A 14,763-nucleotide genomic window follows, 5' to 3' on the forward strand; every position below is an offset into this window, starting at 1 on the left:
TATTTCTATGGAATGGCAAAAAACCGGCTCCCTCGGGAACCGGTTAACACACATGCATTATGATCAATAGACGTATATGATTGCCTTCGTTTTTCTTCCCTGGTAAGTCGCTGTAAGTTCCGTTATTCCGTTTTTATGCCCGGTTATATTGCCTTTATCATCGATTGAAGCGATCGCAGGATTGGACCATTCATAATGTGCCCCAGTTGGGACTTCCGTTTGATGGCCGCCGTTTTCCGCATACAGGTGAGTGTCGAGCGATTGCCCCACAATAATGCTGTATTCGCTGGAATCGAACTTCAATGCCGGGTTTTCCGCCCCTTCAACATGCACTTTGGCACTGGAAGACGCTCCTCCGTACACGGCCCTCAGAACCGTATCGCCGGACTGGAGCCCGGAAATACGTCCGGAGGAATCCACCGTAGCTACCGCCGGATTGTCTATAGTCAAGTGGCCGCCGCGAGTGACATCCACTGCCTGGCCGCCGTACACCGAATTAAGAACGGAGTAAACCGATTGTCCTGCGGTGAGTTTATATTCCTCTTTATCAAATGAAAGGGTGGAAGGTGCGGGTTTGTTCCCTGCATCCAGTTTCGTAAGAATCATACCGGAGGAAACTCCCCGATACTTTTCTGTGCTGCCAATGGCGAGATAGCCTTCCGGTGTCAGCTGAATTTTGGAAACACTTCTATACGTACGCTCTCCGCCTTTCATAACTTTCTCCCAGATTGGGCTGCCGAACGGATCCAGCTTCAGCAAATATCCGTCTGCCTCATGAGTACCCATGTTGATCATGTGATGGTTTACGGTACCGGCAACCATCAGATTTCCGTCCTTGTCTTCCTGGACTTGGTTTGCATAGCTGTTTTGCAAAGAAGAAGTCAGCTGTTTGTCCCAAACAGGCTCGCCTTTGGCATTCAGCTTCAATAAATATCCTGAGTAGGCGGGTGTATAGCTCAGATCCGCATTATTACCGGCGACTATAAAACCGCCGTCATGTGTTTCGGCAACGTCGTTCCCCGTCGTATCTCCGCCCGTTTCCTGCTTGCGCTCCCACACGCGATTTCCGTCCGCATCATACTTGGCTGCATACAAATCACGGTTGATCTTCCCGTCACTGGTGCCGACCTGCCACTCCCCGGCTAGTACCACTCCGCCGTCTCCGGTTGCCGACAACGAATGGACTGCCTCATTGTAAGGGCCGCTGATCACATGCTCCCATTTTTTGCTTCCGTTAGAATCCAATTTTAACAGATAAATATCGCTGGCCGTAGTCTGCCCTTTCCGAGTAGCCGCCAGCATAATTCCGCCTTGATTTGTTTCCTGAAAATAAGCGGGAGTGTAATCGGTCATCTGGTTAGTAGCTTGCTCCCATACTACTGTGCCGGAAGGACTGATTTTAACGATCTTCAGCTGTCCGGAGGAATCGTTTGAGGCTTGTCCCGCCAGCAGATATCCGCCGTCTGCAGTTTGTGTAAAGCCGTTTAACGAAGAGAGCTGCCCAGGGGCGGAAAAAGCACTGCTTACGACTTGTCCCGATGCTGTAACACGGTTAAGCTGAATCTCCTTACCACTAAGCTCGGCCTTTACAAAGCCCCCTTTTCTATCACTCTGAAGCAGGGGAAGCCGATTGGCTGTTATGCTCAGCAGATTTTCCGAAACGGATTCAGGAGCAGGTTCCGCCAAAGCCGCAACGCCGCCCGTAAGTACAAATGAACAGACGACACTGCAGACGAAACCACGAAGTAGTGTAAACTTGTTTCTTTTGGACAAGAGATCACATCCTCACTTATAAAATGGTAGATTACGGATTTCTATTTTCATTATATAGAACAAATAGTTCTTTTAAAAGAACTTTCTCGTAGTCACACAAGAAAAACATCACCCTCATTATGGACATGACAAGTCATTTCATAAACACTAAAGAGTCATGAGAAAAACCTCCCGAACCGTGAAGGACAGGAGGTTTCAATCTTAATTTGACCCAATTTCACAACAGCCCAGTATTCGACGCAGCCCTTGATTGGGACTATCGACATAATGCCGGAAATGAATGCCCCGTCCGTTACCTGCCACTAGCCGGAACCTAGCAGGCCTCCTTATCGGCTTAGACCTGGTTGTTTTGCTCCATCCAATGCGAAGCTTCCGCTTCCGTTCTTAAACATGCGGAGATCGGAATTTTTTTCCCTTCCGGTCTGACGAAATATTCTTTTTCCAAATGATAACCGCGTTCCTTGGCCGAAGCCATCATCTTGCAAAATTGTTCAGCTGCTTGTATCGCCTCATGCTTGCCCTTGTATGTTTTTAATAAATTCCCATAACTCAGCGGGTTCGTCTTCGCTTGAATGACTAAATGATACTGTTTATCTTCTGTTTGACGCACCAAAACTTCGCAGCCATGACACTTAATGCTGTATTTTATTGTCATCCTTCTCACCGCCTTGGAATATTTTGAAAATATTGTAAATTTTATTTACCCGAAAGCTGACCCGGTGAACCTCTCCAAGAGAGAAAATCAAACCAAACCGCTTTCAACATTAAATTTGTAATTTACAAAGTCTTGAACAGAAAATTTCAACAAAAAAACCAATCCCTTAACGTGTTGTTTTCACGTAAGTTAGTGGGTTTATTTTGCAATTCGCTCAATTAATTGGAATTCAGATATTGATCAATCAAATGCAAAATGGTCGTCTAAACAGACTACTAACAATATGAGATCGTTAAGGAGCTCGGTACCCACATTCGAATGTTTTTCGGATCGAGAAGCGGGTACTAATGAAGCTTGGTCATGAGTTTTAAAAGGCGAGGAAGTAAGAATTTGAAGGGACTGGGGCCACTTTTTTGTTGGTTTTTATGCGCTAGGACATTAGGCTACCGGATACGATACTGAAGGAGCTTGCCTAGTGCAGTTCCTTTACGGCTGGTAGAATTAGATACAAATTCGGAGCGAACGAGGGAAAACGGCTACTTTGGCATGGGCGGGATAATGTGATATCTTCTCATCACCAAACCAATACCCTTTCACAGTTTGCTGTCAATCTGTTGCTTTTACTCTGAATAACGAACCTCATATGTTTCATCTAATCCTACACTTTGCCCACTTATCATGATAAAACCTCTCATTAAATTTAATATTAATTAATAATCATTCTCATCTTCCTCTAAATTATTGACCAAATTCGATCTCTCTTTTATAATCAATTTCAGTGATAATGATTTTCAATATCGTATATAAACTGAGAAAAAGAGGGAGACAACTTGAAATCTTTAAATATGAAAAACGTTACTTTCGGTATATTGGCTCTTATCATCGTCGGTGTCTTGGTATGGCAAGGAATTACTTCGGGAGGCGCACCAGACCCAACCGCAAGTAATATAACTCCATCCACTGCCATATTGAATGTTTCTATCCTTGTTTTTCGCGAAGGATTAGAAGCAATCCTGGTTTTATCGGCGATTACTGCAGGTCTTGTACGAACTAAAAAAGATTCCTGGAAACCAATATTTGTTGGGTCAGGCATTTCCTTTTTAGCAACCATTGTAACGTGGTTCGTGGTAGTGGGTATTATTTCTTTAGTGGGAAATACAACGTCTGAACTTAACATTCAGGCGGGAACCGGACTTTTAGCGAATATCGTTCTTCTAGTCATCATGAACTGGTTCTTTCACAAAATTTATTGGACGGGTTGGATCTCGCTGCACAATAAAAAACGCCGTCAAATCACCGATGTTCCAAAAGAGGGAAACACAAACATTTCAGCTTCGTATTGGAGTCTTGTGGTCATCGGCTTAACATCGATGTATCGCGAAGGTTTTGAAGTGGTACTCTTCCTTCAAAACATCCGCTTACAAGTAGGAAGCCATTTCGTTCTATTGGGAGCATTGATCGGATTGTTCTTTACCGGAATCGTGGCATTGCTGAACTTTGTCGCTCATCAAAAACTCCCTTATAAGAAAATGTTGATTATAACTGGTGCTCTGCTGGTCGTGGTTCTTTTAGTTATGACTGGCGAAACCGCCTTAGAAATGCAACAAGCAGGATGGATTCCGACTACAAAAATGGATCTAAATATTCCTGATTGGATGGGAGTTTGGTTCTCGATCTTCCCCAATGTTGAAACATTAGTTGCTCAAGGCTTTGCTTTTGTCTTTGTTGTTGGCTCGTATGTCTTCTTGCAGTTCACACGAAGTTGGAAGCCAAAGTTGGCAGAAAAATTAAGTTAATATGAGCTGTGGATCTGTGTTGTCTTCTTTCTCGGATAGTCTAAAGAGTAGAAAACGTAACTGTTGATTTTCTTATTCGAGCATTTTGCATCCGCAGAAAACTTTAGAAAATTAAGAAATAGTTAAAAAGGGATATGGCCGTCACAAATTTTCAGTCGGCATATCCCTTTTTTGTATGGTTTGAAAGATAGAAAACAATTGACGAGCTTCAAGGTAGAGAGGAAATGCATAGCTTTTTACAGTTGAGGGTACCATCATCTTTAGCGAATCAGCTCGCTCTGTGTGTTCCCTTCTGACTAAATAGGAAAATTTTTGAAATCTTTCACTCCATTCATTTCGGTCAGCTTCCGTAATCTCTCCCATTTGTGACCATTCCACCAGAAAATTCTGCATTTCGAAAAGGTGATAATACACTTTCTTTAAAAGCTGCAGATGTTGTTGTTCCTTCAATAATTGTAAATGTCTTTGTTTTACCAGCGGACTGTATTTAACCGCATGGATCGCCAGTTCCAAAGCGGAAGCCGCTTGCTTCACATCCTGATGGAGCTGTCTGGAGGTGGAGATCAATACGCTTCCTTGCCCAGTGGAAGCCTCTTCCTTCAGCCAATGTGCGATTCCTCTTATTCAAATTCCACTTGGCCGCTGATGCTAAGCATCACAAAAACAAATAAACAAATTTTTCACTTTGTAAACAAATGAATAAGCTGTCTACATAAGATTTTCATTATTCTGTGGGTAAAGGATAAGAAGTTAAACTATAACTCTATTACAAAAGGAGTTGAGCAGGCATGAAAGTGGATAAATGTACTAGTTGCTGACAGCATGGAACGATTAATGAAGTTGTAGAGGATTGGAATTATCTGATTCAGTTTGTTTGCCTTCAGTATAAGGTATTTCAGAGACCGTTGGAGCGTTTATTTTTGTGAATGACCGCTGACTACATCTTATTTTGTCCCCTCAGTCCTTTGAAGGCAACCCTTTAATGTATACACCCACGCTAGTGCTTGCGAATCCCCCGCGGGGCTACGTTTACACGATTTCCAAATTTCGAATAATGAAAAACGACAGTAGCACTCCTGCTTCCACACAACGTATTCGTTCGTGCTGTATGGGCTTCTTAGAAATTCTGATAAGAAATAGCAACATCGTTTGATGATGCTTGACTCGGCGGTATGGTAGCTGATCCTATTCCTTAAAGTTAGTTTTTCAAGCCCAATCCCTCGGTTAACCTTTCTACCGCCTTCTTAATACGGGAGCTGCGTGTTTCCGCCTTCTTTGCTCCCTCTATCCAATCGACGTATTCCTTACGGCGAGAATAGGACATTTTATCAAGATGGTTAAGTGCCTGCTCCTGCTGTTGTAACGCAGATTGAAAATCGTCCGGTATTGCTACCTCACGTAAAGCGTCATCCTTCTCCAACCAAACGTTTATAAGATCCCCTGCTTCTGCACTGATTGCTTTTCTTATGTCCCCGTTAACGACCAGAATATGGTGGGTATTCTTCCCTTGGGACATTAGAGAACTACGAAAGGAAACGCCATTTATTTCTCCTTTTACAGGGACACGTCCCTTTGTTCCAAACTTCTCCTCTACAGAAAATGGGAACTCCACATATGTCCATGTTCCTGGGGCATTTGGCCTGTATAATTTAGCTTGAAATGTAATCATTTGAAACCCCTCTAATTAAATTTAAGTTGGCAACCTATAATGTCTAGTGTGTGTTTTTATCCCGTCTTATAGAAGTGCGGCGAATCCTTCTCCAAGAAGTTTCTTTCGCCATCCTGATTTCAACATGAAACTAAGTAATATACCACCCATTCCTTCGAAGCCATTATGCTCAAGCATGAGACGCGTGCCTCCATTCATCGATATGAGTATCCAAATGACAGTTGTGTGCGTCTTTTTTTAGATGAACCGCCCCACCATTTCCATACAAGCCTGTGTGTCAACTGCAAACGAAAATTACCCAAAACCGGCACTTGAATTTTCCCCAAAAGGTGCAAGTAGAAGGCCCGAGTGAGGCCGGTGAAAATCTATTTAATTTTCTTTTTCCTCATCCGGATCGGGTCGGAAAAATCCGGCTTTTTTCTTCTCTTTGATTCGGTAGCTCTCCCCCTTGATGTTAATCGTGCTGGAGTGATGGAGGAGGCGGTCGAGGATGGCGGTAGCGAGGACCGAGTCCCCAAAGATTTCTCCCCAGGCGCCGTAAGACTTGTTAGAGGTGAGAATGATCGAGCCAGACTCGAGCGCTCCGCGATGATCTGGAAGAAGAAGTGGGCGGCAGTTTCATCCATCTTCCGGTAGCCGATCTCGTCGATGATCAGCAGATTCGGTTTGGTGAGCGCCCTCATTTTCTGCGTAATCGTGTTATTGAGATGCGCTTGCTGCAAGGTCTGTACCAAATCGTGTGCGGTGGTGAAATACACCGTGTAGCGCCGTTTAATCGCCTCCAGCGCGAGTGCTACGGCCAAATGGGTTTTACCCACACCGGGCGGCCCCAAAAAGACCAGATTCTCTTGGTGCTCGACAAAGCGCAGTGTCGCCAGGTCCCGGATGCGCCGCTCTTCGACCGACGGCTGGAAGCCGAAGTCGAACTGATCGAGCGTTTTGTGGTACGGTAAGTGTGCCATGCGGGTTTTCATGCGGATGAACCGGTCATGCTTAGCGGACAGTTCCTCCTGCAGCAGCCCATCCAGAAACTCCAGATATGTCCGGTTCTGTGCCGCCGCTTCCTCGGCATGGTGGTGCAGAATCTCCGGAATCCGGCTCCACCCGAGTTCTTCGAAAGCCTCTTGTAACCGTTCGGTGACCACCATCATTGGATCACCGCCTCATTCAGAAACGCCTCGTAGACCGACAGATCGCGCACGACCACGTCGGGCAACGCTTGCTGGACTAAGCGCGGCATGGGCAGCTGCTTGGGCTTCCCGACTGCGGAGCGGATGCCTTCGGAATGCTTGCGGTCGAAGACCACCTCATGGTGCCCAGTGGCTTTGTCGTGTTCGGCGATGAGCTTGTCCCCAGCAAAAATTCGGAGGCGGCCATTGCGCTCATCCTGCACCTCCACTGTTTGCCCCACATACCGCCAGGGCACCGAGTAGCGATTCGCCGCATAGGAGATCAGGGAGTCGGCAGACACTTTGCGGGCATGCCGCTCCGCTTCATCGAAGGGGCGCACATTAAACTTCTGCAGAACTTCTTGCTGTAAACGCTGCAGCGGCACTTCATGCGTGGTGCCGTGGATACGGACATTGGCCACCGTATCGAGCCACAAGCGGGCTTGGATGTTCAGATCGGTCAAACCGGTAAAGGTGCGCACGCGCGGCCAAAAGTTTTTGCGTACATACGCGACACCGTTTTCCACTTTCCCTTTGGTGCGTGGACGATACGGCGCACAGCGCCGGAGCAGGAACCCGTGATGAGCGGCAAAACGGGCGAACCGCTCATTCCATACCGGGTGGCCCTGATCGTCCACACCGGTGACAACGGTTTTCATATTATCGTAGAGCACGGTTTCCGGCCTGCCGCCGAAATACTGCATCGCCCGGACATGGCAGCCCATCAGCGTATCCAGTCGTTCGTCTTCCGTAAATTCGAGGTACATCGTCCGGGAATAGCCAAGCACCATGACGAAGGCATACAGCCGTTTCGCCTCGCCCTTCCATTCGACTTTGAAATGTCCCCAGTCCACCTGCGCTTGTTTGCCGGCGGCGTTTCAAAACGTTCGGTCGCTTTGGCGAGCACCGCTGGCCGCAGTGGCTCCATGAACGAACGCAATAGTCGGATCTGGCCCATGTAGCCTTTGGCTTTGATTTCGTCGAACAGTACCGCTGCGTTCAGGCAGCCTTCTTCCATTCGCGAACGGATGTAGTCTTGGAACGGCGCCAGGATGCTCGGTTTCGGCGTTTGCCGCTTGTAAGCTTGCGGACCGTCTTCCCGGAGCCACTTCCCGATGGTCTTCCGGTCACGGCCGAGTTCCTCGGCGATTTGCGTCTTGCTCATTCCTTTTTGTCTCATGTGCTGAATCACGTAAAACTCCCCATTCCTGATCATTGTCTCTCCCCCATAAGGAAGAGTGTCTGCCGATTATGGGGAATTTTCAAGTGCCATTATTGGGGATTTTAGCACTGCCGTTCACATGTGCGGTTTATCTACCTCAATCACTTCACAATCAACTATGCCATCCCAGCCAGGTTGAGGCTTCTCTTTTAACTGAAACTTATGCCCAACGACAGGAACATGGTCGTTTTCCATAAACCACGACTTCAACTTACGGCTGTCTGTGATGGCTTCCCAAACTTTTTCTGGTGGAACTGGATAATCAAACTCCAATTTATGCCTAAATGAAACTTCTCTTTTATTCAACTATCGTACCCGTGAGCTGAACAACAACATTGATTGGGAGTTACTGAACTGGAAAAAGCTTAATTGGATTCATTTAATCAACCGTCGTAGCTCTTCTGTCATTCGTTCAACTAACTCAGGTCTTCCATGAAACTGTGCTGGGGTGTTCTGAAAAAGTTGTATACGCCAATTCCCTTCGATTTTAACTACAACTAGAGTATGGTGAGTGTTGACATTAGGATTGAGGTCTGATTTTCCTGGAGACACCATACCTGCTATTGCTCGTAAAATAGCTGCATCAGAACCAAGTGATCGCACATCTTTAACCTTGCTTACAAATTTAGCCGTTGGGTGATGTTCAAAAATGGATTTGAGGTGTGAAAATATCTCGTCACGACCAATTGATTGACTCCCATCAAACCCGATTTGCTCACCCTCATCTGTGAACAACTCAGCCATACTACTAGCACTTCTGTTATTCCAAGCGTCTAATAATTGATAATATACAGTTTCGATTTCATTCGATACTGATTGCTCCATTACATTTCCTCCCTAAAGCGTTACTTTTCTTATCTCAATTATAACAATTTCCTACACAGATAACCTCTTTCTTTTGCAACTAATCTCCCTCTATGTTCTTTTGTTTTCTCACGTTTTCTAGCTTTTTCATAGTATTTCTGAGTCAATCGAGCAGACGATTTGGGCAAAGGTTCTCCCTTGGTAAGATTCCGGAGAAAATGGGCGCACGCAAACAAGGGATAAATCCCTCTTGTTAAAATATGGTCGCACATTGGAGCTCCACACCGTACCTTTGCGGCTTACCCTCCCATGTCTCACAGGGTCCTTGTTTCGTCCCGTTTCATTCCATCGTTCTGCCTATCAAAGGGTGGAGACCAGTATTTTGCTGCCCGGCAGGGTCGGTGCCCCAAGTAATAGTGTCGTACCGGTTCTCCGTGCTTCGTTTGTCAGATGTTACTGTGAATCAGCCAGCTGCTAGGAAAACTTCAAAGAATTAAGCCGCATTCTGTAATCGTGCAATGTGCACCGGTCCCAACACTTTTGCTGGATCGTACGGCACCTTTTTTTGCCCAAGTGTAAATAACACCCGTATGAGCCGGCAGCACAGCGCTATCACCGACTGCATGGCCTTGAGCGGATTTTGCGCTCTTTGTGTGTAGTATCTATGCAATTCCTGAAATTCCGTATTCTTTGCAAGCAATGGGATGGCACAGCGGAATAAAAGTGCCCTGAGCTTAGGACGTCCACGCTTGCTAATTTGAGTTCGACCTTTATGCTTGCCGGAACTGTTCTCCTTGAGAGTCAGCCCTGCCAGCTTTTGAATTTGTCTTGGATTGTCATAGCTAGAGAGATCCCCAACTTCAGCAATAAACCCGGCAACGGTCACTAACCCGACGCCCGGTATAGTCAGCATTTGCTTTGTACCAGGAATTTGGCTGACTAACCGCTCGACTTCTATCATAAGAAGCTCCAGCTGTTCTTGACACAAGTCATACTGGCTGAGCAGAATCGCCAGTTCATGACGCGCCATCTGCAGTCCTTCTGTAAGACCGATCGACTGTTGTGCCACCTCAAGCAGCAGATTCGCCCTGCTCATTCCAACTCCCCGTGAAATTCCGTTTGTTCTCCACATGCCAACAATCTCAGATGCCGTTTTTTCTTGAATATCCTGTGGGCAAGGGAAATTATGCAGGCAGACTAAGGCTGCCTTGCCTTCCCAGTCCTTGAACACCTCAGTAAACTCAGGAAAGAACCGATCCAGCCAATTGTGAATACGCGCTTGCACTCGCTTCAGATCCTCAGACAAACGGTCTCTTTCGTTCATTCCCACCCGTAATTCGGCGTAGATATCTTTGGGAATGTGGGGTACGGAGTACCTTCCGTCTTTGACCAGCTGCGAAATGACGCGCGCATCCTTTCGGTCGCTTTTGGTAGGGTTGTTGTCCTCAAGTTCCTTGGTTTTTTTCACATGCATCGGGTTGACCAGAACAACCTGAATCCCTTGGTGACGGAGGAATTGTGCGAGGTTCATCCAATAGTGACCCGTTGGCTCAACACCGAAAACGACGTTATTAAAGCTGTGTTCAATCAAGAGCGACTGAATCCATAACAGCAACTTCTCAAAGCCCCGTCTGCTGTTGTCAAAGGTTAGGGGTTTGCCAAGTTCTACGCCCCGAACATCGCTGGCCCGGGCAACGTGTACTTTCTTAGCAATGTCTGCACCTACGACCAATGTTGAATGTGTGATGCTGCGAATCTTGCTGTTTTGCGTTATACTCATGTTGTAGATCTACCTCCTGATTAGTGATGGTGCGACAACCCAACACTATCAGGAGTTTTTTATTATCTCAAATCCGAAAATTACTTCATAACAGGAATGCTGCCCGTTCGTATTATAAGGTTAACCAGTTTTTACTGGTTGACCTCTTTTTCTTTAAGGGGTTTAGTTTACGGGTAGCCGGGGTAGAACGTCACTGCCCGAGGGACTGTGATCCCGTGAAGTAACATGTTCGCCCCCTACTTGTAGAAACATGTTTGAGGCTGGTTGAGACATAGATCTCGTATAACAAGCGAAGCTATGACACTGCAAGAAGGACTAGGGGATACCGGCAAATAAAATCATAGAGGTGATACAAGGATGAATCCAGTACTTGGACTGGATGTTGCTAGTGGAGAGAGTAAAGGTCAAATCTTCTTAGACAAGGGAAAGCCTTATGGCAAAAGCTTTACTGTCCTTCACACCCGTGATGGATTGGGGGGCTTCCTTCAACTCTTGATAGATATTCAAGCCATGACAGGACAGCTACCGATGGTCATTCTGGAAGCAACAGGTCATTACCATACCCCTGTTACTCAGTTTCTGGATGAACATAACTACCTTTACATTGTTATAAACCCACTTCTGTCTTATCAAGCGAAAAAGTCTTCAAGCTTACGTAAAGTGAAGACAGATGCCGTTGATGCTTATGCTTTATGCGAGTTCTTTTACAAGGAAGATTTTGAACCCCGTAAGAAAAGAGGTATTCAATTACTAAACCTTCGTAATCTTACAAGACAGCATGAATCGGTAACGGATCAATTTGTTCAGATCAAACTTCAATTCCATGCGGTTTTAGATCAAGTGTTTCCCGAGTATAAGGGCGTATTCGGGGATTTGTATTCGGTGATCTCTTTACAAACCTTATTAGAATTCCCTACTTCTGAGGCTGTTCTGAGTGCCGGTGAAGCTCAATTAACGGAGAGGATCGCGATTCTATGTCCACATCGTTCCGAACAATGGGCTAAGGATAAGGCTCAAGAGCTTATGGCAGCGGCGACCCGGAATCCCTTTCGGAAAGCTCTATTCCAAAGTCATTTGTTCAGCATGAGTATGTACATCAATATGTTGCTTCATTACAAAAAGCATCTATCAACCCTCGTAAAGCAAATAGATGCCTTTGCAAATGAAGTTGTTGAATATAAGATTATCCAGTCGATCCCCGGTATCGGAGAGAAAATCGCTGCAACGATTATTTCCGAACTTGGTGAGATCAGTCGGTTTAATCATCCTAAGAAGCTCGTTGCCTTCGTTGGTGTAGATCCAAGCGTGCATATCTCCGGTAAGTTTACCGCAACAATTAACCGGATCACGAAGCGAGGCTCCAGCAGCCTGAGGCACGCCTTATATATGGCTGTGCTATGCGGGTTGAGACGTACCGGAAGTAAAAAGCTTAAAGCCTTTTATGACAAGAAAATGTCCGAGGGCAAACCCCATAAAGTAGCGATGATCGCCTGTGTGAATAAGTTGCTCCATTGGATCTTTGCTATGCTTAACAGGAAAGAAGCCTTCCACGAATTAACTTAGTTTATAATTTACTGAAATTCGTGAAAAACCTTCCATAATTGTATTGGAAGGTTATTTGGCATGCTCAATTTCAAGTATAACATCAATCCACTACTCGTTAACTAGAAAAATCTTGACAAGATATTAGCTGGGTTACTTCAATAAACCAAAAGAGGAGCTGCCTGAAGCAACTCCTCCACTATCGTTATCCGTTAAAAAGTACCCAAGCATAATCCGTTTCCGTGAATAATTTAAATATTAGGAACTCAGAAGCGGGGTGAAAATACGTGCGTCGACTCCTGAATCGGGTTCAATCTATTACAGTAAGACCTTTTTGAATCGCCCGAATTGGTATAACTCAATCAGGACGTATCTCATTACAAACTCGTACATCAAGTAATGGTTCTTTTATATTTCAACAAAGTTAATTCAGACAAGCTATGGAAGGAGAATACCTCGTTAGCTCAACGCTTTTTACCCATATCCTGGAAGGAAGGTGATTCAAGCTTATGCTACCCCATAGTTGAACAAACAAAAGAACGCTCCCATTTGGAATACGTCCTCTACATAACCTTTTCTCATTTCTGCGGCACAACCGCCTGCATCGGGTAGAATTCTGTGTCCATTAACCCTGCTTGGATGGCAGGATCCTCTTGGAGAAAACCACGAATCTGTTCTTCGCCCTCCACCTCTACAATCCCCAATCCGTAGAAGCCACTCGGAGCCATCACCGGGCCAAACACTAAAACATGGCCCCTGTTCATCAGATCTGTCCAATAGGCGATGTGCCGGCCCATAATTTCTCTTTCCATTTCGGTCATGTCCTGTGCGAATGAAGCTCTCTTTGGCGGATATTTGATCATGAAATGCATTTTTCTTCATCCTTTCTTTTGCAAAGCTTATGCCATACTTTGTACGCCAATTTCGGTTCCCTTTCGTGTCTGAAACAGTGCGAAATACCCCGCTGTAACCAAGTATTTCTATTATAACACAATGCCGTATATGTGATTCTCGAGCTCTAATCATCACTGCTCTACTGCCAGTTAGCTTAATAATATCGTGTACGTTAACAGATCATAAGAATGGAGCAACAGACGTTAAGTTGTTGATGTGTAATCGACATTTCAAAACAACGATTTTCTTTACTGTCTTTTTTGGACTCTCGCAGATGTAGTGAAGCAACAGGCTTACAATGCCATCTATCGGTATATTGAATTTTTCTACAACCACAAACGAATCCACAGTGCGATCGGCTATTTATCACCAGTTCATTTTGCTGCATGCTTTAAGAAGAAAACAGCTTGCTTCTTTTTTAATATGTAGACAATGTAATAATCTTTACATTTGTTTATCTTTCTATATAATGTGACCAAACCGTGACCGGAGTCCTTACAGAGGCACTTATAAAAATAAAACCAAAAAAGTCCTCACTCAACTTTGACCAAGCTGAGAAAGGACTTTCGAGGTATGCGGTCAGAGGGATTTGAACCCTCACGCCCAATGGGCACTACCCCCTCAAGATAGCGTGTCTGCCGTTCCACCATGACCGCACGTTACAATATGAACCATCTTCAGAGGTGAAAATGGTGAGCCATGAAGGACTCGAACCTTCGACACCCTGATTAAAAGTCAGGTGCTCTACCGACTGAGCTAATGGCTCATAAAAATTGGTGACCCGTAGGGGAATCGAACCCCTGTTACCTCCGTGAAAGGGAGGTGTCTTAACCGCTTGACCAACGGGCCTAGATACAGCGACGTCTCAAAGACGACAAGTGTTATTATAGCTGAGAATTAGCCGCTTGGCAAGTCCCTTTATAAAGAAAGTATTACCAGCCAGTGTTACTATATCATGTTTCTGTGAAAGCCTGTTAAAAGTAATCCAAACCACTTTCCTTTGGCCCCTGGATGGACCGCTTTAATGGGCTGCAACAAAATATTTGAAGCATTACCTGACATAGTTTCACTACCTGGATAACAAGGAGTACGAAAACACAACGTCGAATAAAAAGAATATGTTAGTCTCTTTATGCCTGTTTTCTGTCAAGGATACGAATATAACACTTCGAAGGATGGCTTACTGTGGAATTAAGTAAATTCAAAAAGTGACAGAAAGAATTGGAGAAATTGAGAATGCTCATTCTTGACTGTCAGCTGACCGAAGAATTGAAGCGGGGTGTTCCTTGTTACACGTTTGGGCTTCTGTTTTTTCAAAGGTGCCTTGTTACAAGATGCCCATGGTATTCTAATAAGTGAATTTTAAAAAGAATACAGAATTCATAATTCCTGAAGAATTTCAAAATAAATTCGATGAATTCCCTCCTTGAAAACTGCTTTTGAAGTATATTCGATGAGA

Annotated in this window: 12 protein-coding genes, 3 tRNA genes and 2 pseudogenes; 4 read left to right on the forward strand and 13 right to left on the reverse strand. The window is 45.1% G+C overall.

Annotation, left to right across the window (positions count from 1 at the left end):
- Positions 1–63 precede the first annotated feature (63 nt).
- Together ACZ5N7_RS12380 and ACZ5N7_RS12385 are read right to left on the reverse strand one after the other, a co-directional pair.
- Positions 64–1,773 carry a hypothetical protein gene (locus ACZ5N7_RS12380; RefSeq protein ID WP_464654541.1) on the reverse strand — a complete coding sequence of 570 codons (1,710 nt, stop codon included), beginning with the start codon at positions 1,771–1,773 and terminating at the stop codon, positions 64–66.
- Between the two features lie 334 nt (positions 1,774–2,107).
- Positions 2,108–2,428 carry a hypothetical protein gene (locus tag ACZ5N7_RS12385; protein ID WP_464654543.1) on the reverse strand — a complete coding sequence of 107 codons (321 nt, stop codon included), beginning with the start codon at positions 2,426–2,428 and terminating at the stop codon, positions 2,108–2,110.
- Positions 2,429–3,258: 830 nt separating this feature from the next.
- Between ACZ5N7_RS12385 and ACZ5N7_RS12390 the strand changes: the two genes are divergently transcribed.
- Positions 3,259–4,224, forward strand: coding sequence for an FTR1 family iron permease (locus ACZ5N7_RS12390; protein WP_464654544.1), 966 nt, complete (start codon positions 3,259–3,261; stop codon positions 4,222–4,224).
- A gap of 141 nt (positions 4,225–4,365) precedes the next feature.
- On the opposite strand, the gene ACZ5N7_RS12395 is transcribed toward ACZ5N7_RS12390, so the two are convergent.
- The 7 genes and pseudogenes from ACZ5N7_RS12395 to ACZ5N7_RS12425 form a co-directional block, all read right to left on the reverse strand.
- Positions 4,366–4,737 (reverse strand): hypothetical protein, encoded by a 372-nt coding sequence (locus ACZ5N7_RS12395; protein ID WP_464654545.1) that lies wholly within the window; start codon positions 4,735–4,737, stop codon positions 4,366–4,368.
- 685 nt (positions 4,738–5,422) lie between these two features.
- Positions 5,423–5,893, reverse strand: a complete 471-nt coding sequence (locus ACZ5N7_RS12400) for a YdeI/OmpD-associated family protein (RefSeq protein WP_464654547.1) — start codon at positions 5,891–5,893, stop codon at positions 5,423–5,425.
- Positions 5,894–6,262: 369 nt separating this feature from the next.
- Positions 6,263–7,041 (reverse strand): annotated as a pseudogene (gene istB, locus ACZ5N7_RS12405) (IS21-like element helper ATPase IstB).
- Entirely contained in the window at positions 7,041–7,916 is an 876-nt protein-coding gene (gene istA / locus ACZ5N7_RS12410) for an IS21 family transposase (protein WP_464654548.1), read from the reverse strand. The pseudogene istB and the gene istA overlap by 1 nt, the downstream one beginning before the upstream one ends.
- A 443-nt stretch (positions 7,917–8,359) precedes the next feature.
- Entirely contained in the window at positions 8,360–8,590 is a 231-nt protein-coding gene (locus tag ACZ5N7_RS12415) for an SRPBCC family protein (protein WP_464654550.1), read from the reverse strand.
- Between the two features lie 69 nt (positions 8,591–8,659).
- Positions 8,660–9,109: an SgcJ/EcaC family oxidoreductase gene (locus ACZ5N7_RS12420; RefSeq protein WP_464654551.1), complete on the reverse strand. Its 450-nt coding sequence runs from the start codon at positions 9,107–9,109 to the stop codon at positions 8,660–8,662.
- 472 nt (positions 9,110–9,581) lie between these two features.
- Positions 9,582–10,868, reverse strand: a complete 1,287-nt coding sequence (locus ACZ5N7_RS12425) for an IS110 family RNA-guided transposase (RefSeq protein ID WP_464654553.1) — start codon at positions 10,866–10,868, stop codon at positions 9,582–9,584.
- A gap of 357 nt (positions 10,869–11,225) precedes the next feature.
- Between ACZ5N7_RS12425 and ACZ5N7_RS12430 the strand changes: the two genes are divergently transcribed.
- A complete protein-coding gene (locus ACZ5N7_RS12430) occupies positions 11,226–12,431 on the forward strand; it encodes an IS110 family RNA-guided transposase (RefSeq protein ID WP_464654555.1) in 1,206 nt (401 codons plus the stop codon).
- Between the two features lie 557 nt (positions 12,432–12,988).
- Here the strand turns inward: ACZ5N7_RS12430 and ACZ5N7_RS12435 are convergent.
- Complete coding sequence (locus ACZ5N7_RS12435; protein ID WP_464654556.1) at positions 12,989–13,282, reverse strand: YciI family protein; 294 nt, start codon at positions 13,280–13,282, stop codon at positions 12,989–12,991.
- Positions 13,283–13,583: 301 nt separating this feature from the next.
- On the opposite strand from ACZ5N7_RS12435, the gene ACZ5N7_RS12440 reads away from it, so the two are divergent.
- A complete protein-coding gene (locus tag ACZ5N7_RS12440; RefSeq protein ID WP_464654558.1) occupies positions 13,584–13,733 on the forward strand; it encodes an IS3 family transposase in 150 nt (49 codons plus the stop codon).
- Between the two features lie 145 nt (positions 13,734–13,878).
- Here the strand turns inward: ACZ5N7_RS12440 and ACZ5N7_RS12445 are convergent.
- The 3 genes from ACZ5N7_RS12445 to ACZ5N7_RS12455 form a co-directional block, all read right to left on the reverse strand.
- Positions 13,879–13,960: transfer RNA gene (locus tag ACZ5N7_RS12445), tRNA-Leu, on the reverse strand.
- Between the two features lie 34 nt (positions 13,961–13,994).
- Positions 13,995–14,070 (reverse strand) — tRNA-Lys (locus ACZ5N7_RS12450).
- A gap of 8 nt (positions 14,071–14,078) precedes the next feature.
- Positions 14,079–14,153, reverse strand: a tRNA-Glu gene (locus ACZ5N7_RS12455).
- Between the two features lie 372 nt (positions 14,154–14,525).
- Between ACZ5N7_RS12455 and ACZ5N7_RS12460 the strand changes: the two are divergent.
- A pseudogene (locus tag ACZ5N7_RS12460) lies at positions 14,526–14,748 on the forward strand (hypothetical protein); the annotation flags it as partial.
- Between the last annotated feature and the right edge of the window lie 15 nt (positions 14,749–14,763).

It is taken from the genome of Paenibacillus sp. JCM 18996 (genome assembly GCF_055392555.1).